Origin of the sequence: Natronincola ferrireducens (assembly GCF_900100845.1) — a bacterium.
GTDB classification, from domain to species: Bacteria; Bacillota; Clostridia; order Peptostreptococcales; family Natronincolaceae; genus Natronincola_B; species Natronincola_B ferrireducens.
Map to the genome: position 1 here is coordinate 1 of NZ_FNFP01000012.1, position 14651 is coordinate 14651.

Consider the following 14651-nt stretch of genomic DNA (forward strand, 5'->3'; position numbering starts at 1 on the left):
TTATTCAATAATAGAAGCAACTACTCCAGCACCTACAGTTCTTCCACCTTCACGGATAGCGAATCTTAGTCCTTCTTCTGTAGCAATCGGGCTAATTAATTCGATTTCCATTGTAATGTTGTCTCCTGGCATTACCATTTCTACTCCTTCTGGTAATTTGATGCTTCCTGTTACGTCTGTTGTTCTAAAGTAAAACTGTGGTCTGTATCCATCAAAGAATGGTGTATGTCTTCCACCTTCTTCTTTCTTTAATACGTATACTTCAGCTTTAAACTTTGTATGAGGTTTGATTGTACCAGGCTTTGCTAATACTTGTCCTCTTTCGATTTCTGTTCTTTGGATTCCTCTTAATAGGATTCCTACGTTATCTCCTGCTTGGGCTTGATCAAGAAGCTTTCTGAACATCTCTACTCCTGTTACAATTAGCTTTCTTGATTCTTCTGCCAATCCTACTAACTCTACTTCGTCTTGTACCTTTACGATTCCTCTTTCTACTCTTCCTGTTGCAACTGTTCCTCTACCTGTAATAGAGAATACGTCCTCTACTGGCATTAGGAATGCTCTGTCTACATCTCTTTCTGGCTCTGGGATGTATTCATCAATAACTTCAAACATTTTTACAATCTTGTCTCCCCATTCGCTATCTGGTTCTTCGATGGCTTTTAAAGCAGAACCTTTGAATACTGGTGTGTCGTCTCCTGGGAATTCGTATTCATTTAATAGGTCTCTAATTTCCATTTCTACTAACTCTAATAATTCTTCATCGTCTACCATGTCACACTTGTTCATGAATACTACGATGTATGGTACCCCTACCTGTCTTGATAACAGAATATGCTCTCTTGTTTGTGGCATTGGACCATCTGCTGCTGATACTACTAAAATAGCTCCGTCCATTTGTGCTGCTCCTGTAATCATGTTTTTTACATAGTCAGCATGGCCTGGGCAGTCTACGTGGGCGTAGTGTCTATTTGGTGTCTCGTATTCAACGTGGGATGTTGAAATCGTGATTCCTCTTTCTCTTTCTTCTGGTGCTTTGTCGATTTGGTCATAGGCTATTGAAGAACCTGTACCGAATTTCTTGTTTAATGTCATAGTGATTGCTGCTGTTAATGTTGTTTTACCATGGTCAACGTGTCCTATTGTTCCTATGTTTACATGGGGTTTATTTCTTTCAAATTTTGTTTTTGCCATTTTTTATTCCTCCTTATTTTTAAAATGTAATTATTAAAATAATAATTTTTGGCAATAGTATGTACACTATGCCTGGTGTTTCCACTTAGTCGACGGAAGATCTCGTGTTTTGTATGATAATTATTTATGTTGTTATTTATGTGCTGCGATTATTTAAAACTTCCCGTTAATCATTTTACTATTTGATAATAACCTTGTCAACAAGGTTATTATTTCCTAGGGATAAAATTTATTATGTATGCCTCACTTCTAAATATCTCTCTAGTTTTCTTTTTACCCGTTGAAGGGCATTGTCAATAGATTTTACATGACGATTTAAATCGCAAGCAATTTCTTGATAGGATCTACCCTGTAGATAAAGCATTAACACCTTGCACTCTAAATCACTTAGAATTTCCCCAATTTTATCCTCTATATGGCTTAATTCTTCTTTGCAAATCATCAATTCCTCTGGATCTGTTATTTTATGTCCAGAAATGACATCCAATAGAGTTCTATCAGACTCTTCATCATAGATTGGTTTATTTAGAGAAACGTAGGAATTTAACGGAATATGTTTTTGTCTTGTAGCCGTTTTTATAGCAGTTATAATTTGCCTAGTAATACATAGCTCAGCAAACGCCTTAAAGGAAGAAAGCTTGTCCGGTTTATAGTCTCTAATAGCCTTATACAATCCTATCATGCCTTCTTGTATAATATCCTCTCGATCTGCACCAATCAAAAAATAAGATCTAGCCTTAGAACGAACAAAATTCTTATATTTTTTTATTAATAATTCTAAAGCCTCTATCTCACCATTTTTTGCAGCCTCAACGATTACTTCATCTAGCATGGGCTGTTCTTCTATTATTATTTCTTCTTTTTTAACCACCACAACACTCATGCGTATCGCCTCCACACCTTTTTGTGAACTTCCCAAAAACTTTGTTATCATTATAACTCACAACATTATGTAAAGTCAAGGAATTTCACGACCTTCGCCTGAATTTTTCAAGTTTTTCTAAAATTTTAGGATCTATTCGATTCCACAGAGAATCCCTTTGTTGTTGCATCATTTCTGTTTTCTGATGAATATTGGTTTTAGTAGCCTGATAATCTAAAATCAATTCCCTTACAGATATTCTAGTAGCCCCTCCCCCTAATATCATCTGCTGTTCTGTCCAGTCATTTGTAACAACAGCCACACGTTTTTTTACAGTCAATTGAGGAATTAATTTTTCTATATAGCTATCAGCGGTTTGCTTTTCTTTTGTATAAACAATTTCTACGCCTTTAATTTTATCGTTTTTTTCCATGCTTCCCTTTACAAGATGAGCATCAAAAACAACAATGACTTTTATACCTCTAAAACTCCGATACTCAGCCATTCTATCTATAAGCTCTATTCTAGCTTCTTCTAAATTTTCTTCCGCTAATTTTTTTAAGTCTGGCCATCCATTGATTACGTTATATCCATCAACAACTACATACTCCTTCAAAACCTCTCCCCCATCCTGCTGCAACTCTGCTGTTAACTGTCGTTGCCCTTTATTCTTCTCTGTCTAAATATTTCATACATTAATGTGGCAGCTGCTACAGAGGCATTTAAGGAAGCTACTTCCCCTACCATTGGTATTTTTACTAAGAAATCACACTTTTCTTTGGTCAGTCGGGAGATACCTTTTCCTTCACTACCAATAACTAAAGCAATGGGCCCAGAAAGTTCTGCATCAAAATAATCCTCTCTTCCCGTCATATCTGCACCTGCCACCCATAATCCCTCTTCCTTTAGCTTGTCAATAGTTTGGGCTATGTTAGATACCTTTGCCACTGGAACATACTCAATGGCTCCCGCAGAGGTTTTTGCTACTGTAGCAGTTAATCCTACAGACCTTCGTTTAGGTATAATGACACCATGGGCCCCTACAGCATCAGCTGTTCTCATGATGGAACCAAGGTTATGAGGGTCCATAATCTCATCTAATATTAAAACAAAGGGATGTTGACCTTTTCTTTTAGGGATTTCTAAAATATCTTCTAAGTTACTATACTTGTAGGCAGCTACCATAGCAATAACTCCTTGATGATTGCTATCCCCTGATAATTCATTAAGTTTTTGTCTTTCAACATATTGGATAGGTATACCCCTATCCTTTGTCATACCAATAATTTTTTGTATTGAGCCTTCCTTTGCACCTTTAGCAATAAAAATTTTATCGATTTCCCTCTCGGATTTTAAAGCCTCTATGACAGGGTTTCTTCCTTCTACTTTATCATTTGCCACTTTTTCTACCACCTTTTCTATAGCTATTCACCCTTTCAATAAAGGGCTATAAACCATTCCCTACAAAATTTCATTCCGTAGGGAATAGTTTGTGACCCTTGCTAGATTAGGCTTTTAAATTTTTCTCTTACCTTTACAACTTCACCACAGGTCATATTGCCCTCAGGGCACCCTTCATAAACACAGGCAGGACCAGCATGCCTGAAAATATTAGGGGCAACACTTTTTGCTAATCTTAACATTTCAGTCGCCAGCACCCTTATTTCCTCTTGAGCCCTATTGCAGCATCGCTTTTTAAAGAAATGTAGTAGTACCCTAGCATTCATTGTAACAATAATCTTTGTTTCACAAGCATTAGGTAACACAGCTCTAGCATTTTCTATGGCCAGCTTTTCTAAAGCGCTACACTCTCTTTTAAAATGACTTCTGCAGTGGTGTATAATTCCTTTATTATCTAATTCTTCAATTTCCTTTAATAGATCTTTTTCCTCTTCTTTTGCTGTTTCTTTCTTTTTTAAATAAAAACCTTTGATTTTTTCTGCTAAAAGTTCTTCAGTAATTTTATCATAGGCACTTTGAGCATCCTCCATGGCCTTTATAAAGGTCTTCTTAGCTTCTTGATTATTTTTGATATCATTGGGCACCACATATTCAAAGCTACCTTCACGGACATATCTTTGACTTTTTTGGGAATAACTGGCCAGACGATGCCGGACCAATTGGTGGGTTAAGCTTCTAGAAACTCCTTCTATCCCAAAGGTAAAAACGGCATGTTCTAATGGAGATTCGTGCTCCATCTCCGCCAGCATGCTTACAAATTTTCCAATCTTCTCCTCAGTGAGATCTTCTTCTAATTCTTCAATCCCCCCTGGATAATAGCATAATTTCCCTCCTTTTGCCACCACAGCATCAGGATTTGGTGTATAGGCTAACAGCTTTAATTTTAATGTTGCTTCCATTCTTGTATTCCCCCTTTTATATGAATATCCTTCATTGGTATCGTGTAAAGCAAATAGGCCCTTACTTTAGCTCTGTATTGACCTTCTAACACCTCAGTAATCCATTCCTCCGATGTATTATCTCTATACATTACCTCTGTTATACCTTCTTCTTCCTCCTGTAGAACAAACATAACTCTGTAGGTTAGTAGTCCCCATCTTTCCAGTAGGCTGGTATTTTGTAAAGATGCAACCTCCTGTGCAAAAACACGGTATGTTTCTTTTTCCCCCTCTAACCCGCCTACCGGATCAAACCATAATGATTTTACTATTAACAGTATTCCCAAAAGAACCACTACTATCAGCATGGCTTGTCCCCTTTGATTCATAGCCTTCCCCCTTAGTTATTATTTTTTTCATTTATAATTTCCACTGATTTTTCCATAATTTCTATTAACCTTTCTATTTTGCCATCATAGAACAAATATCCCAGCAAACTTTCGAAGCCTGTAGCATATTTATAATCTATCATATCTGCATTTTTAGGGGAAGAAGAAGGTTTCTGATTTCGCCCCTTCTTTACAATTCCCCATTCTTCCTCTGTTAATTGTTTTTCTAACTCATGTACAATTTCAGCCTGAGCTTTAGCTTTCACATATAAAATTGCATTTTTATGGAGAGCTTTTACCAATGAATCTCCTTTAGTAATTAAATAGTTTCGAATATAGGCTTCAAAAATAGCATCTCCCATATAGGCTAAGGTTAAGGGGGCCATCAGTTTTGCTTCTTTTTGTATTTTTACGTCATCCAGCTTGTGGATTTTTTTTATTAAGTCCTTCATTCTGTGTATCTCCTTACTCTTTTATGATAAAGGATTATGCCTTCTTTAGCAAACCTTCTAATTTCTTCTCCACTTTACACCTTGGGGTGTATCTTCTAAAATAATTCCTTTATCCTTAAGCTGATCCCTTATTTCATCTGCCAATTGATATTTTTTGTCCTTCCTAGCCTGTTGACGTTTTTCAATCAATGCTTCTATTTCGTTATCTAGGTTTGTTTCTTCTCTATGGAGAAGTCCCAATACATTTGTTAATTCTATTAACACTTCAAGGGCTGTTTTAATTAAAGTCTTTGGCTGTTCACCTGCTATATTGCTATTGATGTCTCTAACCAAGTCAAAGATAACGGCAATACCATCGGCTGTATTAAAATCATCATCTACAGCTTCTATAAATTTTTCTTTATAGTCTAGGAGACTTTTTTGTAATCCCTTTTCCTTTTCCGTTAAAGCTTTATCCTCTGCACTCTCCAATAGATGTTGTAGATTGTTTTTAGCATTATACAATCTCTCTAGAGCATTATCGGCTGCCATTAACAACTCTCTACTAAAGTTTAAAGGATTTCGATAATGGGCTGAAAGCATGAAAAATCTAAGACTTTCTAAGTCAAATTCTTCTGCTATTTCTCTAGGGGTAAAGAAATTATTTAGGGATTTTGACATCTTTTTGTTATCTATATTTAAATAACCTACATGAAGCCAGTAGTTAGCAAAAGTCTTTCCAGAGCAAGCCTCACTTTGGGCTATTTCATTTTCATGATGGGGAAAAATTAAGTCTCCTCCACCACCATGAATATCAATGGTTTCTCCTAAATATTTTTGAGCCATGGCAGAACACTCAATATGCCAACCTGGGCGCCCCAAACCCCAAGGACTTTCCCAGTTAGGTTCACTAGGCTTAGCCGCTTTCCATAGGACAAAATCTAGGGCATCTTGTTTCTGCTCATTCACTTCTACCCTAGCTCCTGATCTTAAATCCTTTAGACTTTGTTTTGATAGTTTTCCATATTCTTCAAATTTTGATACATCAAAATACACATCGCCACCTGCTTCATAGGCAAATCCTTTTTCAATCAATTTTTCAACAAAGGCTATGATTTCTTCTATATTATCAGTAACCTTTGGATGGATATCTGCTTTGTGGATTCCCAAGCTTTCAGCATCCTTAAAATACTCACGAATATATTTTTCGCTAACCTCTTTAGAAGAAATTTTCTCGTCATAAGCCTTTTTAATGATTTTGTCATCAACATCTGTAAAATTTTGGACAAAAGTAACCGTATAGCCTCGGTACTCAAAATATCTTCTCATGGCATCAAAAATCATAAAGGTCCTAGCATTACCTATGTGGAAATAGTTATATACCGTAGGACCACAGGCGTACATTTTAATCTCTCCTGGGGTAATAGGGAGAAAATCCTCTTTTTTTCTTGTTAGGGTGTTATATAGTTTCATTGTATATTGCTCCTTTCCATCTCTATTATTTTTTTTTCTAATTCTATAATTCGCTTTTGTAAACAATTCAATTCCTGTACAATGGGGTCCGGTAATTTACCATGTTCTAAGTCAATTTCATCATGAATAGTGCCTATTCTCCTGCTTTCCTTAATGACAATTTGTCCCGGCACACCAACCACCGTACAATTTGGTGGCACCTCCTTTAACACAACAGAACCTGAACCGACTTTAGAATTATCCCCTACCTTAAAGGGTCCTAACACCTTAGCTCCACAGGAAATAACTACATTATTACCAATAGTAGGATGTCTTTTGCCCTTATCCTTTCCAGTGCCTCCTAAGGTGGCCCCTTGATAAATCGTTACATTGTCGCCTATTTCCGTGGTCTCACCAATAACTACCCCGGTTCCATGATCAATGAAAATCTTCCTTCCAATTTTAGCTCCAGGATGAATTTCAATTCCTGTTAAAAATCTAGCTATATTTGATATAAGGCGGGGTAAAACAACGAAGCCCTTCTTGTATAGCAGATGGGAAATACGATGGATCAAGATGGCATGTAACCCTGGGTAACACAATAGTACTTCCAAAACAGTCTTAGCCGCTGGGTCCCTTTCAAATATAGCATTAATATCCTCTTGAATTGTTTTAAAAAAATTCCTCATATCCATCTCCCTTTCTTTAAAAATAAAAAAACTCCATCTCTGACAATCTACAGAGACGAAGTTTATCCGCGGTTCCACTCTGGTTGAATGAATCAAATCATTCCCCTTTACTACAAGGCCTATAACGGGACCTCCCGATTAGCTCTACTGTATTTCAAGCAATGACTCCTAGGTGCATTTCAATCTACCTATTCTTTGAAATCACTTTCAGCCTATGATGATTTCTCTCTGTAAAGTAGTGTAGATTTACTTCTCCTACTCAACATCTTTACTCATTTATAAAATTCTCTTTTACATATTGTATGCGATATAAGGAATTTTGTCTACCCAATAATTGAATAATTAAAGGCAAATCAGGACCATGAACCTTACCTGTTAAGATAACTCGAATGGGCTTAAATAAATTAGGACCCTTAATTCCCTTTTCCTTTTGAATTTCTTTAAATATTTTTTTAATATTGGTTATATCTAAATTTTCTTCTACAGATATCTTATTATAGAAGATATCTACTAAATCATGAATATGATCTAACTTTAAAATCTCCTGTGCTTCTTCATCCTGTAACTTAACCTCTTGGTGAAAAAATATGTCTACATGTTGAAGAATCTCCTGCATATAGGAGAGCTTTTCTCTTACTAATTCCACCATATCCTTTAACCAATCATATTTTTCCTTAGCCTCTGTTTCTGTAACATATCCAGCTTCTATTAAATAAGGAATAGCCAAATCAGCAATTCTTTCGATAGGAGCTTCCTTGATATAATGGTTATTCATCCAGTTTAGCTTATTTACATCAAATACTCCACCACTTTTTGATACCCTATCTAAGGAAAACTTCTCCTCTAATTCCTTCATAGAAAACACTTCTTGATTTTCCTCAGGGCTCCATCCTATTAAAGCGATATAGTTCACCAAAGCCTCTGGTAGGTATCCTTTTTTCTTGAAATCCTCCACCGATACATCTCCTTGGCGCTTACTTAGTTTCTTCTTTTCGGTATTTAAAATATTGGGAAGATGTACAAATTCTGGAGCTTTCCAACCTATAACCTCATAAAGATAAGCATGCTTTGGTGTAGAAGGCAGCCATTCCTCTCCTCGAATAACGTGGGTAATTTTCATGAGATAATCGTCCACCACTACAGCAAAATGATAGGTAGGAAATCCATCGGATTTAATTAATACTTGATCATCGACTTCGTCTGTGTTAACTACCACTTTGCCTCTAATAGCATCATTAAATGCAATATCTCTGTTTTCAGGAAGCTTTAAGCGGATAACATAGGTTTCCCCTGCCTCTATTTTCTGTTGAATCTCATCCTCTGTTAAATTTCTACAATGTCCGTCGTACTTAGCCGTAAGACCTGATGTCTTTTGCTTTTCCCTAACCTCGTCTAGTCTTTCTTTTGAGCAGAAACAATGATAGGCATCGCCCTTTACTAAAAGTTTTTGAATATATTCTTGATAGATGGCTAATCTATCGGATTGAACATAGGGACCATAATCTCCCTCTTCTTTTAATATGCCGTTCTCTATAGTAATCCCTTCATCATGGTGAACTCCAGCCCACTCCATTGACTCCAACAGATTTTCAATAGCTCCTTCTACATATCGGCTTTGGTCGGTATCTTCAATCCTTAAAATATATTGACCTCCATGCTTTTTAGCCAACAAATAGTTGTATAGCGCCGTTCTTAAGCTCCCTATATGTACAAAACCCGTAGGACTCGGGGCAAATCTTACCCTTACAGACATAATCATAAAACCTCCTAAATTTAGCTTTTTATATTACCCTATTATAAACTATTCTATCTAGTGTATCAAGTTGGTTTTACCTATCTAGAAAACATTCCTAGGATGGACTCCAGTATCCTTCTTAGCACCTCAAGTATTTTCTGGAGAAAGGATTGCACCTCCTGATTATCTCTGGAAATATCCCTCAACCCTTCTCTTATTCCCTGTAGCTGTTGCTGAATAACCTCTGTATTGAGATTTAACCTTGTGATTTGTTCCATTAGTTTTGTAATATCCTCCACTTGTTTTTCGGTTAGTTGAATATTTAGTTGTCCAGCAATCTCTATAACAATTCTTCGTATTTCTTGAGGTTCCCGAATTTTTCTTTCAATAATAACCTCTTTTATTTCACGTATTAGAATAGTTGCCTCTTCCTTGCCGATTTTTTCTCCTAATTCACCTGTTTTTACCATTTCTTCATTAGCAATTCGTTTTTGTTCTTCACTAATAGCTTGTCCCGTGACCTCTTCGAAAGCCTTTAATATCCCAGTTAGAGCCGCTGTTCCCGAGACTTCAAAGGGGGCAGCTGCTATGACCTTTGCATTGGTTACCCCAGCCGTCACCAATGCATTCATGATCATCTCCTCAGTAACCCAGGTAATATTATAGGTCTCTACAGCAATTCCCTCCCCCTGCTGTAGATGTTCAACATAAGCAGATGAGATGGCCTTTGTCCCTAACTGTCTTTCTGTAGCTACACCTTCCAAATACCTTCTTTCTTCTTCATTAGTGACTACCAATACAGCTATAGCCCCTTGCTTTACATTAAACAGATTCAACATCTGCTGTCTTTGCTCCTGATTCAAATCATTTCCTAAGGTAACAACCACATTTTGACTACCATAGACCATCAATGTAGCCAACACGCAACTTATTATAGTAATATAAATGACTTTATTGATTTTCATTTTAATCCCTCCAAAATCTTTATATTACTATATTTTACCTATTCTCTAGAGAAATATGCAAAAGCAAACCCTCTGGTGAAACCAGAGGGTTTTTTGTTGTATTAGTATGCTTTTGCAAAATAAGCCATAGCCTTCGCTTCTTTACCACAGAAGGGACAGATATTCCCTAAATCTTCTTGTTCAAAAGGAATACATCTTACAGTAGCCCCGGTTTCTGCCTTGATTTTATCTTCACAATCTCTTTCTTGACACCATGGGGCCTTTACAAACCCAGGTTTCGTAGCCATAATCTCCTTCATTTCATCAAAGTTTTTAACATAATAGGTTTTTTCATCCCTCATATTTTTAGCCTTCAATAACAAGTTATTATGGATATCCCCTAACAAGGATTCTACCCTTTCCTTTAATTGGTCTAAAGATACTATTTCCTTCTCTAGCGTATCTCTTCTGAACAATACAGCCTGGTGATTTTCAATATCCTTCGGACCAATTTCAATACGAATAGGCACCCCCTTCATTTCCCATTCATTAAACTTCCATCCCGGAGAATAATTTTCTCTATCGTCTACCTCTACTCTAATCGTATTCTTTAGGGCAGCAAAGATTTCATCAACCTTTTCAATAACACCGCCCTTATGGGCTGCAATAGGTACAATAACTGCTTGAATTGGAGCTATCCCTGGAGGCAATACTAAACCTCTGTTATCTCCATGGACCATAATAATACCTCCAATTAAACGAGTGGATACTCCCCAAGAGGTATGGTAAGGATGCTTTAATTCTCCATCTCTATCTAAATAACTGATGTCAAAGGCAGTAGTGAAATGTTGAGCTAGGTTATGGGATGTGCCTGCTTGCAATGCCTTGCCATCATGCATTAGTGCCTCCATTGTATAGGTTGCATGGGCTCCAGCAAATTTCTCTTTGTCACTTTTTCTTCCTGTCACTACTGGCATTGCCATTAATTCTTCTGCCGTTTCCTTATAAACACTTAGCATTTGCAGTGTTTCTTCCTGGGCCTCTTCATAGGTTTCATGTAAGGTATGTCCCTCCTGCCATAAAAATTCAGATGTTCTTAAGAAGGGGCGGGTGCTCTTTTCCCATCGAACAACACTACACCATTGATTGTAAAGGAAGGGTAAATCCCTATAGGATTTTAACCATTTTGAATACATTTCACATATAATTGTTTCAGAGGTTGGACGAACACAAAGTCTTTCTGCTAGTTCTTCCTGTCCCCCATGGGTAACCCATGCTACCTCAGGAGCAAAACCTTCTACATGCTCCGCCTCTTTTTTTAATAGACTCTCTGGAATAAGCAGTGGAAAATAACAGTTTTTATGACCTGTTTCTTTAAATCTCTTATCCATGTATTTTTGAATATTTTCCCATATGGCATATCCGTAGGGTTTAATCACCATGAAGCCTTTCACAGGTGAATAGTCTACTAAATCCGTCTTCAAAATGACGTCTGTATACCATTGGGCAAAGTCCACTTCCATCGGTGTAATTTCTGCAACAAATTGTTTATCTTTTTTGCCCATATTGCATTCTCCTTTCATTTTCTAATTTTATTTATTCTTTCATTATTATATAGAACTAACCTATAGAGCTTAATAAAAATACTAAGAAACTGCCTTTGTAAAATATGAATCCACAACCAACAAAACCTTAAAGCTAGACAAACAAAAATCCCCCATCTCTTTTTAGAGACGAGAGATTTTATCTTCCCGCGGTACCACTCTAATTAACCTTTTAGGTTCTCTTCAAGACATAACGGCGTCTACCGGTGCAACCTACTATCTTCAGTCAATAGTTCAAGGGCGGGTTTCAAAAAATTCACTTAAAAACCTTCCAGCCTAGGGTTTTCTCTCTAAAAAGCTTCCTTTTTTACTATTCCCCATTATTGCAGTTCTATATGCTTTTTTTATTAGCATATATGATTCTTCTTCTTATGTCAACTGTTGTAAGGGTTTGTAATTTTTTTTGTAACATAAATTATAGCTTATCTGCAATTTGATAAAATTTATAATTTCCTATTGGTTATAACCAAAACTATTTTATAACAATGCTAGCTATAGCTTGGGCTGCAATCCCCTCTCCACTGCCTACAAAGCCCAATCCTTCAGTGGTGGTAGCTTTAATATTTACCTGTTCCACAGAAACATCTAAGACCCTTGCAATATTTTCCCTCATGATCTCTATATAAGGAGCCATTTTGGGTTTTTCTGCAATGATGGTAGCATCTATATTATTTACCATGTAACCCTTTTTATTTATCAAATTAGTTACTTCCTCCAACAATTTTAAGCTGTCTGCATCCTTATACTTTTCATTAGTATCAGGAAAGTGTTTTCCGATATCTCCCAAAGCTGCAGCTCCTAAAATAGCATCTTTAATAGCATGGAGCAACACATCTGCATCAGAATGTCCTAACAAACCCTTTTCATGAGGAATTTCTATACCTCCTAATATGAGTTTTCTATCCTCCACCAATCTATGTACATCATATCCCAGCCCTACCTTCATTTTTATTATACTTCCTCCTTTTGTAAAATTCTTTCTCCCATAATTAAATCTTCAGGAGTTGTAATTTTAATATTTTCATAGCTTCCCTCTACAATTTTTACAGGATGCCCTAGCATTTCTACAGCCATTGCATCATCAGTAACCAAGATGTCTCCCCCTATGACCGCCTCATAAGCCTTTCTTATCAACTCATAACGAAAGACTTGTGGAGTTTGTATGCTCCAGAGGTATTTTCTTTCTGGAGTTTCCATCACCTCCAGGGTATCCTTTACCTTTTTAATCGTATCCTTTACAGGAACCCCTATAACAGCAGCTCCTTTAACCTCTGCGGTTTTTATACTATTTATAAGCATGGCTTCCTTGACAAAGGGTCTTGCTCCATCATGTATCACTACAATGTCACAGTCTTTGGGAACCTCCACAAGCCCCTGATAAACCGAATCCTGCCTTTCTCTTCCTCCAGCTATCACCTTAGAAATCTTTTGAAACCCATACCTTTTTATAATTTTCTCTTGATTGAAATCAATTTCTTCCTTTCCAACCACTAGAATAACCTCATCTATCACATTGCTCTTTTCAAAAACCTCTAAGGTATGGGCTATAATAGGTTTGTTCTTTAACAAAATGTATTGCTTGTTAAAATCATTTCCCATTCTCTTCCCTTTACCCGCAGCCACAACAATAGCTACAACTTTGTTTATAGCCTCCATCTTATTATATTCTCTCCTTTTTTGATTTGAATCATTGATATATTTATATTTTATCATGAAATATATACAGATGATATATGAATCTCCAACTGGTACATCAAATATAAAAAGAGTTCCCTCTTTACGAAAGAACCCTTACCATCTTTTATTATGCAGTTTTATCTACCATCGATTTTGGCTTTGCAAAAATCATTCTCCCCGCGGCTGTTTGTAGAACACTAGTGACCATAACATCAATATTTTGTCCAATATATTTTTTGCCGCTTTCCACAACAATCATGGTGCCATCGTCTAAATAGGCTAATCCTTGGCCCGACTCTTTACCATCCTTAATTACCTGGACAAGCATTTCTTCTCCTGGTAATACCACTGGTTTTACAGCATTAGCCAGTTCATTAATATTTAACACTGGAACCCCTTGAAATTCTGCGACTTTATTTAGATTGTAATCATTAGTAACTACTTTTCCCTGTAAAAATTGTGCCAGCTTTAATAGTTTGGTATCTACCTCTGGTACATCGTCAAAGGTTTTACTATCAATTCTCACTTCTATATCCAACTCTTTTTGAATTTTATTTAATATATCTAGACCTCTCCTGCCTCTATTTCTTTTAATAGTTATAGAGGAATCCGCAATATGTCTAAGCTCTTCTAAGACAAACTCTGGGATAACTAGAGGGCCTTCCACAAATCCAGTTCTGCATATATCTGCAATTCTTCCATCAATAATTACACTGGTGTCTAATATTTTGGGGCATTCTTTAATATCCTTTTTGTCGCCTTTTTCCTTTGAAGTGTTTTTCTTAAAAACAGCTTGTAGATTAGGTAATTCTTCTATCTTTTTTGTAGCGATGTTTACCCCTAAATAAGCCATAAAAATATAAACAACAGTTGAAACAATGGTACCTACAAATGGAATAGGAATGTTATTTGTTAACTGACTTATTAAATATGCAATAATCAAACCTATAATTAAACCTATAGAGCCTAACGCTATATTGGTAATAGGTACATTGGCTAACTCGCTTTCAATCCAATTTGCCATATCTCTTGCTTTATTAATCAACCATGGGGACAAAAGAAATAAAATTCCACCGCCAATGAATGAAGATATAATAATTCCAATACCATAAGTTAAAAAATTATCCTTTGTAACCGTTAAAATATTATTTGTAATAAAGAGATATAGTAGTAATCCAGATAATGCACCTAAAACAGATAGTATCCCTTTTACAATTCTATTAATAACCATTCGGTCACCTCCTATTCCTTTATTATTCCCAATTTTTATGGTTTTAATAGCTAGATACAGAAAAATACTCGGTCAATAGATAGAAGTGTTTATCATCCCCAAGG

The 14651-nt window shown here is 36.3% G+C and carries 15 protein-coding genes and 2 other annotated features; all 15 genes read right to left on the bottom strand.

Annotated features, from left to right (window positions below):
* Positions 1 to 1194 (bottom strand): elongation factor Tu, encoded by a 1194-nt coding sequence (tuf, locus tag BLS22_RS14065; protein WP_090554606.1) that lies wholly within the window; start codon positions 1192 to 1194, stop codon positions 1 to 3.
* Between the two features lie 232 nt (positions 1195 to 1426).
* Positions 1427 to 2077, bottom strand: coding sequence for an RNA polymerase sporulation sigma factor SigH (gene sigH, locus BLS22_RS14070; protein WP_090554892.1), 651 nt, complete (start codon positions 2075 to 2077; stop codon positions 1427 to 1429).
* 85 nt (positions 2078 to 2162) lie between these two features.
* Positions 2163 to 2672 (bottom strand): NYN domain-containing protein, encoded by a 510-nt coding sequence (locus BLS22_RS14075; protein ID WP_090554894.1) that lies wholly within the window; start codon positions 2670 to 2672, stop codon positions 2163 to 2165.
* Between the two features lie 32 nt (positions 2673 to 2704).
* The gene (gene rlmB, locus BLS22_RS14080) at positions 2705 to 3457 is read right to left on the bottom strand and encodes a 23S rRNA (guanosine(2251)-2'-O)-methyltransferase RlmB (protein WP_090554895.1); all 753 of its coding nucleotides are present in this window, start codon (positions 3455 to 3457) and stop codon (positions 2705 to 2707) included.
* Between the two features lie 101 nt (positions 3458 to 3558).
* Positions 3559 to 4416: an FAD-dependent thymidylate synthase gene (gene thyX / locus BLS22_RS14085; RefSeq protein WP_090554897.1), complete on the bottom strand. Its 858-nt coding sequence runs from the start codon at positions 4414 to 4416 to the stop codon at positions 3559 to 3561.
* Positions 4401 to 4784, bottom strand: coding sequence for a hypothetical protein (locus tag BLS22_RS14090; protein ID WP_090554898.1), 384 nt, complete (start codon positions 4782 to 4784; stop codon positions 4401 to 4403). Before BLS22_RS14090 ends, thyX begins: the two co-directional genes overlap by 16 nt.
* Positions 4785 to 4795: 11 nt before the next feature.
* On the bottom strand, positions 4796 to 5236 hold the full coding sequence (locus BLS22_RS14095) for a Mini-ribonuclease 3 (RefSeq protein WP_090554900.1): 441 nt from the start codon (positions 5234 to 5236) through the stop codon (positions 4796 to 4798).
* A 57-nt stretch (positions 5237 to 5293) separates the two neighbouring features.
* Positions 5294 to 6688, bottom strand: a complete 1395-nt coding sequence (gene cysS / locus BLS22_RS14100) for a cysteine--tRNA ligase (protein WP_090554902.1) — start codon at positions 6686 to 6688, stop codon at positions 5294 to 5296.
* A complete protein-coding gene (gene cysE, locus BLS22_RS14105) occupies positions 6685 to 7362 on the bottom strand; it encodes a serine O-acetyltransferase (protein WP_408633696.1) in 678 nt (225 codons plus the stop codon). Before cysE ends, cysS begins: the two co-directional genes overlap by 4 nt.
* Positions 7363 to 7404: 42 nt before the next feature.
* Positions 7405 to 7628: a binding site (T-box leader), on the bottom strand.
* Positions 7625 to 9109, bottom strand: a complete 1485-nt coding sequence (gltX, locus tag BLS22_RS14110) for a glutamate--tRNA ligase (protein WP_090554905.1) — start codon at positions 9107 to 9109, stop codon at positions 7625 to 7627. (Overlaps the previous feature by 4 nt.)
* Before the next feature lie 80 nt (positions 9110 to 9189).
* Entirely contained in the window at positions 9190 to 10056 is an 867-nt protein-coding gene (locus BLS22_RS14115) for a DUF1002 domain-containing protein (protein WP_244269564.1), read from the bottom strand.
* A 101-nt stretch (positions 10057 to 10157) separates the two neighbouring features.
* The gene (gene proS / locus BLS22_RS14120) at positions 10158 to 11600 is read right to left on the bottom strand and encodes a proline--tRNA ligase (protein WP_090554907.1); all 1443 of its coding nucleotides are present in this window, start codon (positions 11598 to 11600) and stop codon (positions 10158 to 10160) included.
* A 161-nt stretch (positions 11601 to 11761) separates the two neighbouring features.
* Positions 11762 to 11972, bottom strand: a binding site (T-box leader).
* 139 nt (positions 11973 to 12111) lie between these two features.
* Positions 12112 to 12585 carry a 2-C-methyl-D-erythritol 2,4-cyclodiphosphate synthase gene (ispF, locus tag BLS22_RS14125; protein ID WP_090554908.1) on the bottom strand — a complete coding sequence of 158 codons (474 nt, stop codon included), beginning with the start codon at positions 12583 to 12585 and terminating at the stop codon, positions 12112 to 12114.
* Positions 12586 to 12590: 5 nt separating this feature from the next.
* Positions 12591 to 13295, bottom strand: a complete 705-nt coding sequence (ispD, locus tag BLS22_RS14130) for a 2-C-methyl-D-erythritol 4-phosphate cytidylyltransferase (protein ID WP_090554910.1) — start codon at positions 13293 to 13295, stop codon at positions 12591 to 12593.
* A 148-nt stretch (positions 13296 to 13443) separates the two neighbouring features.
* Positions 13444 to 14547: a PIN/TRAM domain-containing protein gene (locus tag BLS22_RS14135; protein ID WP_090554912.1), complete on the bottom strand. Its 1104-nt coding sequence runs from the start codon at positions 14545 to 14547 to the stop codon at positions 13444 to 13446.
* Positions 14548 to 14651 lie beyond the last annotated feature (104 nt).